Origin of the sequence: Aequorivita capsosiphonis DSM 23843 (assembly GCF_000429125.1) — a bacterium.
Taxonomy (GTDB): Bacteria; Bacteroidota; Bacteroidia; order Flavobacteriales; family Flavobacteriaceae; genus Aequorivita; species Aequorivita capsosiphonis.
In genome coordinates this window covers 85,830-101,669 of sequence record NZ_AUBG01000014.1, presented here as the reverse complement: position 1 = coordinate 101,669, position 15,840 = coordinate 85,830, and the positions used below count along the sequence as shown (strand labels likewise).

The 15,840-nt window shown below is 37.8% G+C and carries 10 protein-coding genes; 4 read left to right on the top strand and 6 right to left on the bottom strand.

Annotated features, from left to right (window positions below):
- Positions 1–56: 56 nt before the first annotated feature.
- Positions 57–494 (bottom strand): Hsp20/alpha crystallin family protein, encoded by a 438-nt coding sequence (locus G440_RS0112735; protein ID WP_026451660.1) that lies wholly within the window; start codon positions 492–494, stop codon positions 57–59.
- A 138-nt stretch (positions 495–632) separates the two neighbouring features.
- Here G440_RS0112735 and G440_RS0112730 point away from each other — a divergent pair, with 138 nt between their 5' ends.
- Positions 633–1,925, top strand: a complete 1,293-nt coding sequence (locus tag G440_RS0112730) for a DUF2254 domain-containing protein (RefSeq protein WP_026451659.1) — start codon at positions 633–635, stop codon at positions 1,923–1,925.
- 58 nt (positions 1,926–1,983) lie between these two features.
- Here G440_RS0112730 and sucC read toward each other — a convergent pair whose 3' ends face one another.
- Positions 1,984–3,174: an ADP-forming succinate--CoA ligase subunit beta gene (sucC, locus tag G440_RS0112725; protein WP_026451658.1), complete on the bottom strand. Its 1,191-nt coding sequence runs from the start codon at positions 3,172–3,174 to the stop codon at positions 1,984–1,986.
- Between the two features lie 353 nt (positions 3,175–3,527).
- On the opposite strand from sucC, the gene G440_RS0112720 reads away from it, so the two are divergent.
- The 3 genes from G440_RS0112720 to G440_RS20760 all read left to right on the top strand — a co-directional run bounded on the left by G440_RS0112720 (position 3,528) and on the right by G440_RS20760 (position 9,816).
- A complete protein-coding gene (locus G440_RS0112720; RefSeq protein ID WP_026451657.1) occupies positions 3,528–5,210 on the top strand; it encodes a phytoene desaturase family protein in 1,683 nt (560 codons plus the stop codon).
- Positions 5,211–5,339: 129 nt separating this feature from the next.
- The gene (locus G440_RS0112715) at positions 5,340–5,531 is read left to right on the top strand and encodes a cold-shock protein (protein WP_026451656.1); all 192 of its coding nucleotides are present in this window, start codon (positions 5,340–5,342) and stop codon (positions 5,529–5,531) included.
- A 361-nt stretch (positions 5,532–5,892) separates the two neighbouring features.
- Positions 5,893–9,816, top strand: a complete 3,924-nt coding sequence (locus G440_RS20760) for a M36 family metallopeptidase (protein WP_051285364.1) — start codon at positions 5,893–5,895, stop codon at positions 9,814–9,816.
- Between the two features lie 97 nt (positions 9,817–9,913).
- On the opposite strand, the gene G440_RS0112705 is transcribed toward G440_RS20760, so the two are convergent.
- From G440_RS0112705 to mnmA, 4 genes are all read right to left on the bottom strand, one after another.
- Positions 9,914–10,855, bottom strand: coding sequence for an NAD(P)H-dependent flavin oxidoreductase (locus G440_RS0112705; protein WP_026451654.1), 942 nt, complete (start codon positions 10,853–10,855; stop codon positions 9,914–9,916).
- A complete protein-coding gene (locus G440_RS0112700; RefSeq protein WP_026451653.1) occupies positions 10,855–12,477 on the bottom strand; it encodes a S8 family peptidase in 1,623 nt (540 codons plus the stop codon). Before G440_RS0112700 ends, G440_RS0112705 begins: the two co-directional genes overlap by 1 nt.
- A gap of 433 nt (positions 12,478–12,910) precedes the next feature.
- Positions 12,911–14,539: a S8 family peptidase gene (locus tag G440_RS0112695; protein WP_034259509.1), complete on the bottom strand. Its 1,629-nt coding sequence runs from the start codon at positions 14,537–14,539 to the stop codon at positions 12,911–12,913.
- 95 nt (positions 14,540–14,634) lie between these two features.
- Positions 14,635–15,825, bottom strand: a complete 1,191-nt coding sequence (gene mnmA / locus G440_RS0112690; protein WP_026451651.1) for a tRNA 2-thiouridine(34) synthase MnmA — start codon at positions 15,823–15,825, stop codon at positions 14,635–14,637.
- Positions 15,826–15,840: the final 15 nt, after the last annotated feature.

The following is a 15,840-nucleotide window of genomic DNA, read 5'->3' as shown; positions in this document are numbered from 1 at the left end:
GCACCGATTGAGTAGCACGCGGTCATTTTCAACTAACTAACCAAATTAAATTTCAATTATGAAATCTCAACCATTTTCTTCAAAACTTTCTTTTCTTCCATTTTTGGGAGTGTAACCTGAAGGATCCCATTTTCGTAATTAGCCTGAATCGCTTCAGATTCAATATTCTCAGGAAGTTTAAAAGAGCGCTTAAAACTTGCGTAATTAAACTCTCTTTTCGTAAATCGAGAACTTTCGCCCTCCTTGTCAATTTCTTTATTTGTTACCTTCTTTGAAGCGATTTTAAGTGTATCTTCTTCAACCTCAATGGTAAAATCTTTTTTCTCTAATCCTGGAACTGCTAATTCGACTACAAAATTCGTCAAATTTTCAGTGATATTTACTGCCGGAGTGCTAAATGTTTCATAATTATTTAGGGCGTCAAGCCTATTTTCAACGGACAAATTATCTAAAAGACCGGAGAACCAAATATTGTTTTTATTAAGTGTTTTCATAACTATATATTGTTTTATTTTTTACTAATTTCAATCATTCAAAAGCAATAACAATTCCATTGCTAAAAAGCAGACATTGTGTCTGGATTTAATTTTTTTTAAATGCCATTTTGGCGGTCTGAATATTAATTACATTTTATGAAACAATTCATTGTTCGTATTTCCACATTCTTTAGTGTCATCAAAGGTAATATTGCCTTTTATCCCACTCTTTTTGCGATTTTTGGTTTTGCGTTTTCTCTATTAATGATAGTTTTAGAGCAAGACGGTGTTTCTCGGAAGATTATTAAAATATTTCCACTTTTGATGGTAGAGGATGGGAGTACTGCTATAAACCTTATGAATACTTGTGTTGGAGGTTTGATTAGCATGATGGTATTTAGTTTTTCTATGGTGATGCTACTTTTAAGCCAAGCCTCCAGTAATTTCTCGCCAAGATTGCTTCCCGGACTTATTTCTGACAAAAAGCATCAAATAATTTTAGGTATCTTTTTGGCTTCAATAGTCTATAATATCTTTACTTTATTTTCAATTGAACCGAGTGAGGAAAAATATACTCTGCCTGGATTTTCAATATTATTGGGTGTATTTTTTACCATCGTTTGTCTTTCTGCTTTTATATTTTTTATCCATAATATTTCACAAAGTATTCAGATCAACAATATCATGGATGGAATTTATATGGAGGCCATAAATCGTCTAAATAAAATTGTTGATGCGGAAGAGAAATCTAGTAAAATGCCAACTCCTTATTTTCCGGACACCTCCAATTGGCACAAGTATTCATCTCCTAAAAGCGGTTATTTTCAGAATATTTCTATTGAGAATATAGCCGATATCTGTAAAAAAAATGATGTGCGTGTTTATGTTACAATACCCAAAGGGATTTTTATCAATAAAAACAACTCTATTTTAAAGACAGATAAGTTGTTGGAAGAGGATATTGTGAAGAACATTTTTTCTAATATTAACTTTGCCCGTGGTGAATATATTGGAGATAATTATATTCTCGCTTTTAAACAGATTACCGAAATAGCTGTAAAAGCTATGTCTCCCGGGATTAATGATCCGGGAACTACAATAAATGCAATTGACTACTTGACGGAACTTTTTGCGTTGCGAATGAAGAAAAATGATTCAGGTGTTGTTACCTATAATGGGGAAAGACACGTGAAAATTGCTATAATTCAATTCAAGGAATTGCTCTATAATGTCATGGCTTCATTACGTACTTACTGTAAACACGATCCCATCGTGATGCAGAAACTAATCTTGATGCTCAAGTATTTAGCAGAACAAAATGTCGAGGACACTTCCTATAAAGAAGCTATTAATGAAGAATTGGAGGTTTTAATCGATGGGATGGATTTTGATTCTGACAAAGACGTGCAGGTTCTGAGAAAATTGGCTGGGATGGAAAGGGTAGAATAAAAAAAGCCTTCCAAAATATTTTAGGAAGGCTTTAAAAATGATTATTCTTAATTGTTAATTAAGCAAGTACTGCTTTAACTTTATCTGCAGCTTCTTGAAATTCAATAGCACTTTGAACGTCAAGTCCGCTGTTGTCTATTAATTCTTTTGCAATGTCTGCATTGGTTCCTTGTAAGCGAACAATGATTGGTACTTCAATAGTTCCCATATTTTTATAGGCATCAACAATTCCCTGTGCCACACGGTCACAACGAACAATTCCTCCAAAAATATTAACTAAAATCGCTTTTACGCTAGGGTCCTTTAAGATCAGTTTAAAAGCAGCTTCAACACGCTCGGCATCTGCTGTTCCCCCAACATCAAGGAAGTTTGCAGGTTCGCCACCAGCTTGTTTAATAAGATCCATAGTCGCCATGGCAAGTCCGGCACCATTAACCATACAGCCAACGTTTCCGTCTAGGTCCACATAGTTTAGGCCTTTCTCCATTGCTTCAACTTCTACAGGATTTTCCTCACGCTTGTCGCGCATTTCCATATAGTCTTTATGACGGAAAAGTGCATTGTCATCAAGACTTACTTTTGCATCAACTGCAATAATCTTATCGTCACTTGTTTTTAGAACAGGATTGATTTCGAACAATGAAGAATCAGACTCGTTATAAGCTTTATAAAGCGCTGTAACAAACTTTGTCATTTCCTTAAAAGCTTTTCCGCTCAATCCCAAGTTGAAAGCTACTCTTCGCGCTTGAAAACCTAAAAGACCAACTGCAGGATCAATTTCTTCGGTAAAAATTAAATGTGGAGTTTCTTCAGCAACAGTTTCAATATCCATTCCTCCTTCGGTAGAATACATGATCATGTTTCTTCCTGTAGAGCGGTTTAAAAGAACGCTCATATAATATTCTTCTGGCTCATTATCACCGGGGTAATAAACGTCTTCGGCGATTAAAACTTGGTGTACCTTTTTTCCTTCCGAAGAAGTTTGTGGAGTTACAAGGTTCATTCCTATTATGTTTCCAGAAATTTCTTCAACTTCTTGAAGGCTTTTTGCAATTTTTACACCGCCACCTTTTCCACGGCCACCAGCGTGAACTTGGGCCTTAATTACGTGCCAGCTTGTTCCAGTTTCTTCGGTAAGCTTTTTTGCGGCTTCCACTGCCTCTTTTGGAGTGGTGGCCACGATACCTCGCTGGATTTCAACGCCAAAACTGTTTAAGATTTCTTTTCCTTGATATTCGTGTAAATTCATAATAGCGGTTTTCTAACCTACCCGTTTGGTGGGCAGTTTTGTTTATGGACTGCAAAAATAACAAATGTAACAGGAATGGACTAATGTTTTTTGGCATTCCTATTTTATACTTCTAGGGAACTATTGAAAAATAAAATTTGAAAAGCAATATAAACCGAAGATACATTTTTCCATTGGGGAAATGATCTGGCTGGAGGCTGAGATTTTAATTAGAAAAAGGGAAACTTTTGAGGATATTCTGAAAAATCAAATTTCAATTGACTTGTAGTCTTTTAAAATTGCCGTTCTAATTTCGCAAAAAGAACATGGTTTTGTTTAAATTGGACAATTAAAATTTAAACAAGACTTCAAAATTGAAAAATAAAAGCCCTAATTCTGCCAAAGAAAATTTTGATATCATTATTATAGGGAGCGGTGTTGGTGGTCTTTCTGCCGCAATATGTTTGGCTAAAGCAGGGAAAAAGGTTTTGGTTTTAGAACAACACGATGTTCCGGGAGGTTGGTGTCATAGTTTTTATTTAAACGGACATCGATTTACGCCTGGAGTACATTACGTTGGTCTATTGGGAAAAGGGCAATCCACAGCACAGCTTTACGAGGGATTAGGTATTGCTGAAAACTTGACTTTCTTTAGAATGAATCCTTCGGCCTATGAACACGCATATATAGGAGAAGAGCGGTTTGACTTTCCAGGAAACTTTGGTGAATTGGTTGAAAAGCTAATAGAAAGATTTCCGAAGGAGGAAAAAAACATCAAAAAATATTTAAACCTGGTTAGAAATGTAAGTGCCGAATTGCAATTGCTTCCAAATGTGGAAGGTTTTTGGCAACATGTTGCTATTCCGTTTCGCACCAAAAATATGGGGAAGTACGCCTTATTCAGTTTGAGGCGCGTAATTGATTGGCATATTAAAGACCCGCTTCTTAAAAAAATCCTCAACATTCAGTTTGGAGACCACGGACTTGCGCCTTCAAAAGCTAGTTTTCCTCTGCATGCTGCAGTTATGGATCATTATTTTAACGGTGGTTACTATCCGTGTGGCGGTGGCGGTGCAATTGTTAAGGCTATGACTAATGCAATAAATGAGAATAATGGTGTCGTAAAAACACAACAAAATGTAAAAAGGATTCTCTTAAAAGGGCAAAAGAAGAAATCTGCGATAGGCGTTGAGCTGGAAAGTGGAGAGAAGATTTTTGCAAAACGAATTATATCAAATGCTGATCCGAATACTACCTATTTAAATTTGATAGGTGAAGAAAACCTGAGCAGTAAATTAAAGCGGAAACTAAATAAAACCACCTATTCCTGTACATCACTAATGCTTTTTCTCACCGTTGCCATGGATTTAAAAGCGGCAGGCATAGATTCTGGCAATATATGGTTAATGCCAAATGAAGACCTGGATACCGTTTACAAAAAGATGATGCTTCCAGACATAACGAATGATGAAGCCTTTCAGGGAATGTTCTTTAGCTGCACAACTTTAAAAGATCCTTCCAGTTTTGATGGTTTGCATCACAGTATTGAAGCTATTACTTATTTGGATTATGATATTTTTGAAAAATTTCAAAATGAAAAGGATTCGCGTTCCCCAGCATATCTTCAACTAAAAGAACTACTTACTGAAAAGATGATCAAAACAATAGAAAAAATTATCCCTAATATCCGTGATCATATTGTCCATTGTGAATTGGGCACGCCAATCACCAACGAATACTATATAAATGCTACTCGCGGAAGCGTTTACGGTACCGAAAAAAAACTCACTCAAATTGGTCCTTTTGCCTATAAAGCCAAAAGCGAGATCAGTAATTTGTACCTATGCGGCGCTAGTATTGCCAGCCATGGTGTTGCAGGAGCAGGGTATTCTGGAGTGCAAACGGCTGGAGAAATTTTAAATAAGAAACAAGCTGAACTTTTAGAAGCCAATGGCGATCAAAATATACAACTTTATGATGCCGAAGATTCTTCAAACTATCCGCAATGGTTGATTAACAAGATTGAATCAAAAAAAAGGAAAGTCTTTGTACGATGATCTAGAGCGGTAACTATTCTATTATTTATAGCTATTCTTAAATTTTATAAAATAAAGTGATATAAAAGTGTGTAATGTCGATGTTTATGCTATCTTTGCGGCTTATATTAATTATTTTATTTAAATACAATGAACAAAGGAACAGTAAAATTCTTCAACGACACCAAAGGTTTTGGTTTTATCACTGAAGAAGGAACCAACAAAGAACATTTTGTACACATTTCAGGCCTAATCGACGAAGTTCGTGAAGGTGATGAAGTAGAATTTGATCTTCAAGAAGGAAAAAAAGGATTGAACGCGGTTAACGTAAAAGTACTTTAATACACACAATTTTTTTAAGTCAAAGCCTCCCAATCGGGAGGCTTTTTTTATTGTGTTAACCTCAAATAGCGTTAAAACGATGCAATTTGGTGCATCTCGCACTCCCCCGAGCCACTCGTCGCTAGAAATTTTCCACTCCCGACGTTTAAGCTCACTTGTTCCTCTGAAAACATGGGGAGAAATAATTCACTAGCTATTTCCCGAATCCAGCGCTTTCAGTCTGTTTTAAAAAGATAAGGCTTTAGTCCAGAGCAGTTTATTTTCGTTATAAAAAATAACCTGCGGAATTAATCAATGATAGATGCTTGATAATTATATTTTAATTGTAATTTTAGTGGCCTAACTAAAACCAAATTTAAATATGAAAAAATCTACATTAGCCTTAATGGTGTTATGTTTTCTTACAATTCAGCTCTCCGCCCAAGATCAGGAGCGGGAAAGGGAAGAGAAAGCCGCACAGATGGCTTCAAAATCTTCAACTATATCCTTAGAAGAACTTATAAAAGTAAATAACGGCTCTTATGTAATTACAAATGAGAATATAAGCCGAGTTAGTGAAGTTCGCAATGTTTATTTACGCCAGGCTATTAATGGCCTGGAAATTTACGGAACCGAATCCAGTGTGCATTTTGATAAAACCGGAAAGGTTTTGGTGGTCCACAATAAATTTTTGGCAGATGCCCCGGCCACACTTAAAAATAGTTCACAAGGAATTACCGCGAAACAAGCTATAGTTTCTGTGGCGAACCAAATGGGATACAAAGTTTCCAATCTTCAGGAAATTAAAAATATTGGTGGTAAAAATAAATCAGTGGTTTTTAATAAAGCCAATATCTCTTCAGAAGATATTCCAACAAAATTAATGTATTACTATAAGGAAGGAGTCGGTACCCAGTTGATTTGGGAGCTTTCTATTGCCGAAAAGACTTCTTCAGATTGGTGGAACTTCCTTGTGGATGCTTCTACAGGTAGAATATTGGATAAGGATAACTGGACCGTTTCCTGTAACATTTTAGGGGATCATCGTGATCATTTGCACGCTGCTTCTTCAGCTGCAGTTCCCTTCGTTGGGCCAATGAGGGAACCAGTTCGTAATAACACTGAGGCAAGTTTAAGTACTGCACCTCCTGCAGCAAGCTATAATGTTTTCGCTATGCCTACTGAAAACCCGAACTATGGAACAAGAACGTTGGTTACAAATCCAGAGAATCTATTGGCATCACCTTATGGATGGCATGATACAAATGGGGTAGAAGGTGCTGAATACACCAACACACGAGGTAATAATGCCGATGCGTATGATGATGATAATGCAAATAATAATCCTGATGGAAAATATGCCTTCAGTCCTGGAGGTAATTTGATATTTGACTTTCCTTTAAATCTTAATTACAGTAATGCTGACCAATCTGAAGATGCGGCCGTAACGAATCTTTTTTACTGGACAAACATTCTTCACGATGTTGCATATCAGTATGGTTTCGATGAAGTTGGTGGAAACTTCCAACATAATAATTATGGAAAAGGTGGTGCTGGGAATGATCCTGTAAATGCAGAGGCTCAAGATGGTTCAGGAACATGTAATGCCAATTTTTCCACGCCTCCAGATGGCAGTCGACCTAGAATGCAAATGTACGTTTGTAGCGACCGCGATGGGGATTTAGACAATAGTGTTATACTTCATGAATATAGTCATGGTATTTCAATTAGATTAACCGGAGGTCCTTCGCAGGTTAACTGTCTTCAAAATCAGGAACAAATGGGTGAAGGCTGGAGTGATTTTTATGGTTTGATGCTTACCATGGAACCAGGAGACTCAGGAGCAGATTCCAGAGGTGTAGGGACTTGGCTTATTGGGGAAGGTCCTGGTGGACCAGGTATTAGAGTGCATCCATACAGTACTAATTTTGGTGTAAACCCTCATACTTATGATAATATTAAAACTGCTGTAGCACCCCACGGAGTAGGAGAGATTTGGGCTACCATGCTTTGGGAGATGACTTGGGAAATTATGGCTACAGAATCTTTTGATCCTGATGTTTATAATGGAACAGGAGGAAATAACGTTGCCCTTGCTCTAGTAACGGAAGGGTTAAAACTACAGCCTTGTAGTCCAGGGTTTGTAGATGGTCGGGATGCGATTTTAGCAGCAGACCAAGCATTGTATGGTGGCGCACATATTTGTGCAATATGGGAAGCATTTGCTAGAAGAGGTTTAGGTTATAGTGCAAGTCAAGGTTCATCAGGTAGCAAAAGTGACGGTACGGAAGCTTTTGATTTACCGCCTACTTTTTCCAGTTTAAATGTTGTTGATGAAGTGTGTCTTGCCGACGGAATTCAGACCGGACTTTCAGGAGGAAACCCGGAAGGTGGTGTTTACAGTGGGCCCGGCGTAACAGATGATGGCAATGGTTCTACATTTACTTTTGATCCTAGTGTTGGAGGAGAAGGTCTTGTGACTGTTACTTATATGGTAAATGATTTTTGTACTGGCGCCCCTACAACCTTAACAGACGATATTGATGTAACCAACAATCCTCCAGAAATTATATGTGTTGGTTCTGGATTAATTCCAATGTCCGGTTCACAATCAAGTAATGCTGGAGTCTCTATCCCAGATGGGAATGCTTCAGGAGTAACGGTAACTATGGACGTAACGGAAAATGTTAGCATAACAGATTTAGATGTCAATGTAAACATAACCCATGGATGGGTGGGCGATCTAATAGTCAAGATAAAGTCGCCTTCAGGAACTACTGCAACAATAATAGATCGACCAGGACGAACTTCCTCTGGTTATGGTTGTTCAGGTGATGATATTTTGGCTACTTTGGATGATGAAGCTGCCACTCCAGTGGAGAATGAGTGTGCTTCGACTACACCAGCAATAGACGGAACATTTATTCCTAACAACCCATTATCAGTATTTGATGGTGAAAGTACTTTAGGCGTTTGGGAACTTACAGTTGCAGATGTCGCTTATGCATTAACAGGTACACTAAATAGTTGGGGCTTAGATTATGATTATGAAATTTCTGCTCCAATATTAGATGTTGTCTTAGACAGCAATGGAAACGCCACTATAAATGCTGAGGATTTGCTTTTTAGCGCTTCAATTGATTGTGGGGACTATTCGGTATTGGCAGGAGATCCATTGGCGGCAACAGTGAGTTTTACTTGTGCAGATGTTGGAAACAATACTATAGCTGTTGAAGCTAAAAATGATAATGGAGCAACCGCCACATGTGCTGCTATTGTTAACGTAATTGGCGGAGGTGGTGGTGGAACCCTGAGCTGTCCAGGTGATATCTCTCAAGATAATGACCCAGGATTATGTGGTGCAGAGATATCCTACATAGTGGATTCTCCAGTGGGTTGTAGCGGTGGAACCTTAACACAGACAGAAGGTCTGGTTAGTGGTAGCACTTTTCCAGTTGGAACCACCACCAATACTTTTGAGTATGACGATGGTGTAAACCCTGTGCAAACTTGTTCATTTGACGTAACTATAAATGATACAGAACTGCCAGCGGCCGTTTGCCAGAATATTAGTGTTCAGTTGGATGCATCAGGAAATGCTTCTATAACCGTCGCAGAAGTAGAAAATGGAAGTACTGACAACTGTGCCATCGATTCCATGAGCATATCGTCAGATTCCTTTACTTGTGATGATTTAGGCGATAATGATATTACGTTAACGATAACAGATGTTAATGGAAACTCAGCAACTTGTGTTGCCGTTGTTACGGTAGAAGATACTATTGCTCCTGATCTTACTTGTCCAGTAGATCAAACTCAAGATCCTGGAGCTGGCAATTTGTATGTAGTTCCGGATTATTTCGTTAATGGTGAGGCAACTGCTACAGATAACTGTACAGATCCTATAACCATGACTACGCAAGTTCCTGTTGCGGGCACAGAGCTAGACAATGGGGTTTATACTGTTACTTTAACTGCTGAAGATGAATCTGGAAATAATACTACTTGTACATTTGAACTTACGGTAGATATCACAGCAGGGATAGGGGATCATGACGCTGATTTCGCAAGCATACAAATGTATCCGAATCCTACTAAGGACAAAATTTCCATTACGAATCCGCAGCAGCTTTCATTAGATAATTTGAATATCTATGATATGAGAGGAAGGTTGATAAAAACAATTGATATGCATACTATGGGACTTGAAAAATCCATTGACGTTTCTGAAATGGCTTCTTCTATCTACTTTATTTTAATTCAAGGTAACAATGGCCAGATAACGAAAAAACTTATTAAGGAATAAGTTTTAAATTTTAGTTCAAAATCAAAACCCTTCCTTTTTTAAAAGGAAGGGTTTTCGTTTTCTAGGAATATTTTAAGGAATAGTTTTTTAAAATTCTTTAAAAATTAGCAACCTCATTTTTAGCGCTTTCAAAATCTATAAGTATCTCTTCTAGAATTTGCGCGGCTGGTTTTATATCGTGAATAAGTCCTGCAATTTGACCAATTTCTAATTCGCCTTCTTCCAAATCACCTTCAAACATGCCGCGTTTGGCTCTAGCTCGACCTAGATGGTTTTGTAGATCTTCCTTTGTTGGATTGGTGGTATAAAGTTGAATTACACTTTCGAAGAATTTGTTTTTCAACATTCGCACCGGTGCCAGTTCTTTTAAAGTTAGATGGGTGTCGCCTTCTTTGGCATCTACTACCATCTGCTTAAATGCACGATGTGAGGATGCCTCTTCCGAAGCTACAAAACGACTTCCCACTTGCACAGCGTCCGCTCCTAAAACCATTGCTGCCAACATTCCGCGTCCTGTAGCAATTCCTCCAGCAGCTATTAGAGGAATTTCCAATTGCTCTTTCACCATTGGAATTAATGTAAACGTAGTCGTTTCCTCACGGCCGTTATGTCCGCCCGCTTCAAAACCTTCAGCAACAACAGCATCCACACCAGCATCTTGTGCTTTCAGCGCAAACTTTACACTGCTAACAACGTGAACGACTGTAATTCCATTTTCCTTTAATTTTGAAGTGTAAGTTTTTGGATTCCCTGCTGAGGTGAAAACAATTTTTACTCCTTCTTCAATAATGATATCGATTATTTTATCAATATCTGGGTAAAGCATGGGCACGTTTACACCGAAGGGTTTAGCGGTTGCTTTTTTACATTTAACGATGTGTTCACGAAGAATTTCAGGATACATAGAACCTGCCCCCAAAAGGCCTAATCCGCCAGCATTTGAAACAGCACTGGCAAGTCGCCAACCACTGTTCCAAATCATTCCAGCTTGAATTATGGGATAATCTATTTTAAAAAGTTCGGTAATACGATTTTGCATTACTGCTTAATAATTTTATAACTTGTTGTTTTATTATTTGAAGTGATAGACGCAATATACATTCCCGAAGCAAGCTCAGAAACATCTATATTATTCTTTAGAGGACTGATGCTATTTTGAAGAACTCTTTCTCCTAAAATATTAAACAAGGCGAAATTAGCTTTTTCTGCCGATTTTGGAAAGGATATGTTTATTTGTGTAGTTACAGGGTTTGGATATAATGCAAAATTATTTTCCAACATTTGCTCTTCTACACCGATTGTTAAAAGATTATTTAGGGCATCACCAAAATCTGGCACGCCGTAACCGTATAAGCTCGTTGGATTATTATATCTATCTGCAGATTCACGAATGGCTTGCATAACCACATCATTTTTTAAATTGGGAACTGCACTCCATAAAGCTGCTACAGCACCCGCAGTAATTGGAGAACTGAAAGAGGTACCATTTGCAGTTATAACTGAACCATATTGGTCAACAACAGCAGCATCAAGTCCTTTTGCCATTACGTCTGGTTTAATTACCCCCGCAGAATTAGGGCCAAATGAACTGAAATATACATAGTTCTCTTGAAAATCAACAGCACCAACTGTAAGTGAGCCAGGTGCATCTGCAGGCGTGGTAACGAAACCAAAACCTTGCGCATCATTTCCGGCAGCAACTACATTTATCATACCTTTATCAAAACCTGCATTTGCGCCTCGGGCTCCAATAGTAGTTTGGCCGTCAAGATCTTGATAATTATGATCGTATCTATTTTTATCAAAAGCTTGATATGTCAAAGAAGTATTGGTTACATACACGCCTAAACTATCCGCTCTTTCTAAAGCCTCTACCCAATAAGCTTCTTCGGCTGGTGACTCTTCATTGCCATCTTCCGTAATAAATAAGTAATAGGCGGCTTTCGGGGCGGTGCCAACAAACTGTCCATCCAAAAGTCCAGCAGCATCACTAAATGTTAGAGAACCGTGACTTCCACTACCATTAAGATCCTCTACGCGCTCAATAAAATCATAATAGCCAAGTAATCTGTCTTCGTTACGTAATTCGGTATATGCAGGATTTGTTAAAGCTCCTGGATAACCATCGTCCATAAAGGCCACAAGAATATCTTCGCCATTGTATCCATTATCGTGAAGATAATTTACGTTAATCATTTCGGTTTGATTGGTAGCACTTCCGTAATTATAATTAGGTCGTGATTGATTCTCAATTTCAAACTTATCCTTCGTAAATTGTCTTCCGGTAGGCCTATTAAAACTCTTATCCGCGAACTCAATTTCCGAAACAAAAGAAAGGTTCAGAAGATTATCGATGTTGTTTTTAGTGCCGCGAACATATACTGCGTTTAACCATTTTGATTTCGCCTTAACTGTAATTCCTGTAGAAGCCGAAATAGCAGCTTTCTGTGTTTCGTTCAGAGGAACGTCACGATCGTCAATTGCAATACTATGTGCCATTTTCCTGTCAATGGCTGCTTGAGTCATTATGGAGATTGGATTGGCCAAAGCTGCAGCAACTACTGCAGGGTCTTTAGCCTCAAGAAATATAAGGGCGTCTTCTACTTGCGCATAGCTTAATGTTGAAATAAAAATAGTAGTTAATAGGAATAATTTTTTCATAGGGATATAATATTTGTTTTTAAAAAAGTGGATTCTCTATTGATTAAACTTCATTGACTCAAAATAAATATAAAATATTTTACGCAAAAAAAACACTGCTTTTGAGTACTTCAGAACTTATGAACATGCAATAAACTGATTTTCAATTATTGAAATTTGCGCGTTTTCAAAGATAATATAAAGTCCGAATAACTTACAGTTTATTTAGCATAGACATTTAACTACTGACTTCTATGACTTTATATATGGGGGATAGAAGTTAGACAGATTTAAACTGAGAGAATTCTGAAAATATAAAAGTCAGTGCTTAATAGAGTCCCATTTCGCTAGTATCTGAAACAGCATAGGCAAGGCTTCTATTGCTGCTTCAAATTATTCCAACTTATTTTTGGGATATTAAAAATTAAATAGTTGGCGCATATACTATTCTTCTCTACTGCTTAATGATTTTATAACTTGTTGTTTTGTTGTTTGAAGTTATAGAAGCAATATACATTCCTGAGGCAAGCTCAGAAACATCTACACTGTTTTTCAGCGGACTAATATTTTTTTGAAGAATTTTTTCTCCTAAAATATTAAACAATACAAGTTCAGCTCTTTCTGCCCATTTCGGGAAAGATATATTTATTTGGGTTGTAACCGGGTTTGGATATAACGCAAAGTGCTTGTCCAAAAGTTGATCTTCTATCCCAATTGTCAAAATGGAATTAAGGGCCTCGCCAAAATCTGGAACACCATATCCATATAAATCAGTTGGATTAGTATATCTATCTGCAGATTCACGGATAGCTTGCATAATTACATCATTTGTTAAGTTTGGAGCCGCTTGCCATAAAGAAGCAACCGCTCCTGCTGTAATAGGAGAACTAAAAGAAGTTCCATTTGAAGTAGTAACATTACCAAATCGATTTACTACCGCTGCATCAAGACCTTTGGCCATTACATCTGGTTTGATAACGCCGGCAGAGTTTGGTCCGTAGGAACTGAAATATACATAGTTCTTTTGAAAATCAACTGCGCCTATAGTAAGAGAACCAGGAGCATCAGCAGGAGTATTAACATATCCAAAACCTTGTGCGTCATTTCCAGCTGAAACAACGTTAATCATTCCTTTGTCAAAACCTGCATTAGCACCGCGAGCACCAATTGTTGTTTGTCCATCAAGATCTGCGTAGGTATGATCATACGCAGATCTGTCAAACTGCTGGTAGCCTAAAGAAGTATTTGTTACATAAACCCCTAAGCTATCTGCACGTTCTAAGGCTTCTACCCAATAGGCCTCTTCAGCAGGAGATTCCCCTCTGCCATCTTCAGTTATAAACAAATAATAAGAAGCACCAGGTGCAGTACCAACGAACTGACCATCCAAAAATCCAGCGGCATCACTAAAGGTTGATGATCCGTGACTTCCTGTTCCATTTGGGCTCTCTACACGATCAACAAAATCATAATATCCAAGTAATCTCCCCTCATTGCGCAAATTTGCATAGGCGGGATTTGTTAAAACACCAGGATAGCCATTATCCATAAATGCAACAAGAATGTCTTCACCATTATAACCATTATCGTGAAGATAATCTACGTTAATCATTTCTGTTTGATTTGTGGCACTTCCGTAATTATAATTATAATTAGTTCTGGATTGGTTTTCAATCTCAAACTTGTCTTTTGTAAACTGTCTAGCAGCAGGTCTGTTTAAACTTTTATCGGCAAACTCAATATCGGTAACAAAACCAAGATTCAGAAGATTATCAATATTGTTTATAGTACCGCGAACATAAACGCCGTTTAGCCATTTAGACTTTGCCAAAACTGTAATTCCGGTAGAAGCGGAAATAGCAGCTTTTTGAACCTCGTTCAAAGGAACGTCCCGATTATCAATCGCAGTACCTTGAGCCATTTTTCTATCAATGGCTGCTTGCGTCATGATCGAAATTGGGTTTGCCAGGGCTGCAGCAACAACGGCTGGGTCTTTAGCTTCAAGCAATACAAGGGCCTCTTGATTTTGAGCGAAACTAAAAAAAGAAATAAAAATGATAGCTAATAGGAGTAGTTTTTTCATCAGTGTATAGTGTTTGGTTTTAGAAAGATGTAATGTTTTATCGTTAATAGCCCATTAATCTGAGATAGATATAAGCATTCACCATAAAAGTTAGTTTAAGAAATAACACCACTTCCTAGTAATTCCGAACCTTTGTACCATGCAACGAACTGACCTTCAGTTATCGCGGATTGCGGATTTTCAAAGATAATATAAAGTCCTGAAAATGTACGGTGTAATGTTGCTTTTTCTAAGGGCTGCCTATAACGAATTCGAGCCATAACTTCCATTTTTTCATCTTCGGCAAGCGCCAAGTCCTCCTGAACCCAATGAATCTCATCTTTTTTAACAAATACCCCGCGACCAAATAATCCTGGATGATCCTTACCTTGACCAGTATAAATCACGTTTTCTTCAACATCTGTAGCAATTACAAAAAGTGGCTCTTTGGTCCCTCCAACGGCAAGGCCTTTACGCTGCCCATTTGTGAAATAATGGGCTCCGTGATGTATTCCCACTTGTTTGCCATCAACTTTGGAGTATTTTCGTTTAGTTGAAAGATAGCTAAGCTTATCTTCTTCGGAAGCAAAGGCTGGTTGACTTCTCTTATATTCTGAAAAACTTGCAGGAACTTCTATGATAACTCCGTCTTTTGGCGCCAATTTCTGTTGAAGAAACTCGGGAAGCCTTACTTTTCCGATAAAACATAAACCTTGGGAATCGCGTTTTTCGGCGGTAATCAAGTTTTGTTCGGCAGCAATTTTTCGCACTTCAGATTTTAATAATTCCCCAATAGGAAAAAGTGTTTTTGAAAGCTGTTCCTGTGAAAGTTGACACAGAAAATAGGATTGATCTTTATTGGGATCTTTCCCAGCGAGAAGCTGATATATTTCTTTCCCATCTTTTTCAATCGTTCCTTTACGGCAATAATGTCCAGTAGCAACGAAATCTGCTCCTAAACTAAGAGCGATTTTCAGAAAAACATCAAATTTTATCTCGCGATTGCACAATATATCTGGGTTTGGTGTGCGGCCCATTTTGTATTCACTAAACATATAATCTACAATACGCTCTTTGTATTCTTCACTTAGATCTACCGTTTGAAAAGGAATGCCTAGTTTTTCAGCTACAAGCATGGCATCGTTACTGTCTTCCAGCCAAGGGCATTCATTAGATATGGTTACGGAATCATCATGCCAGTTTTTCATAAACAGGCCAATAACATCATAGCCTTGTTCCTTCAAAAGATAGGCTGCAACGCTAGAATCAACGCCTCCACTCAAACCAACAACTACTCGTTTTTTCATAGTTCTGCAAAATTA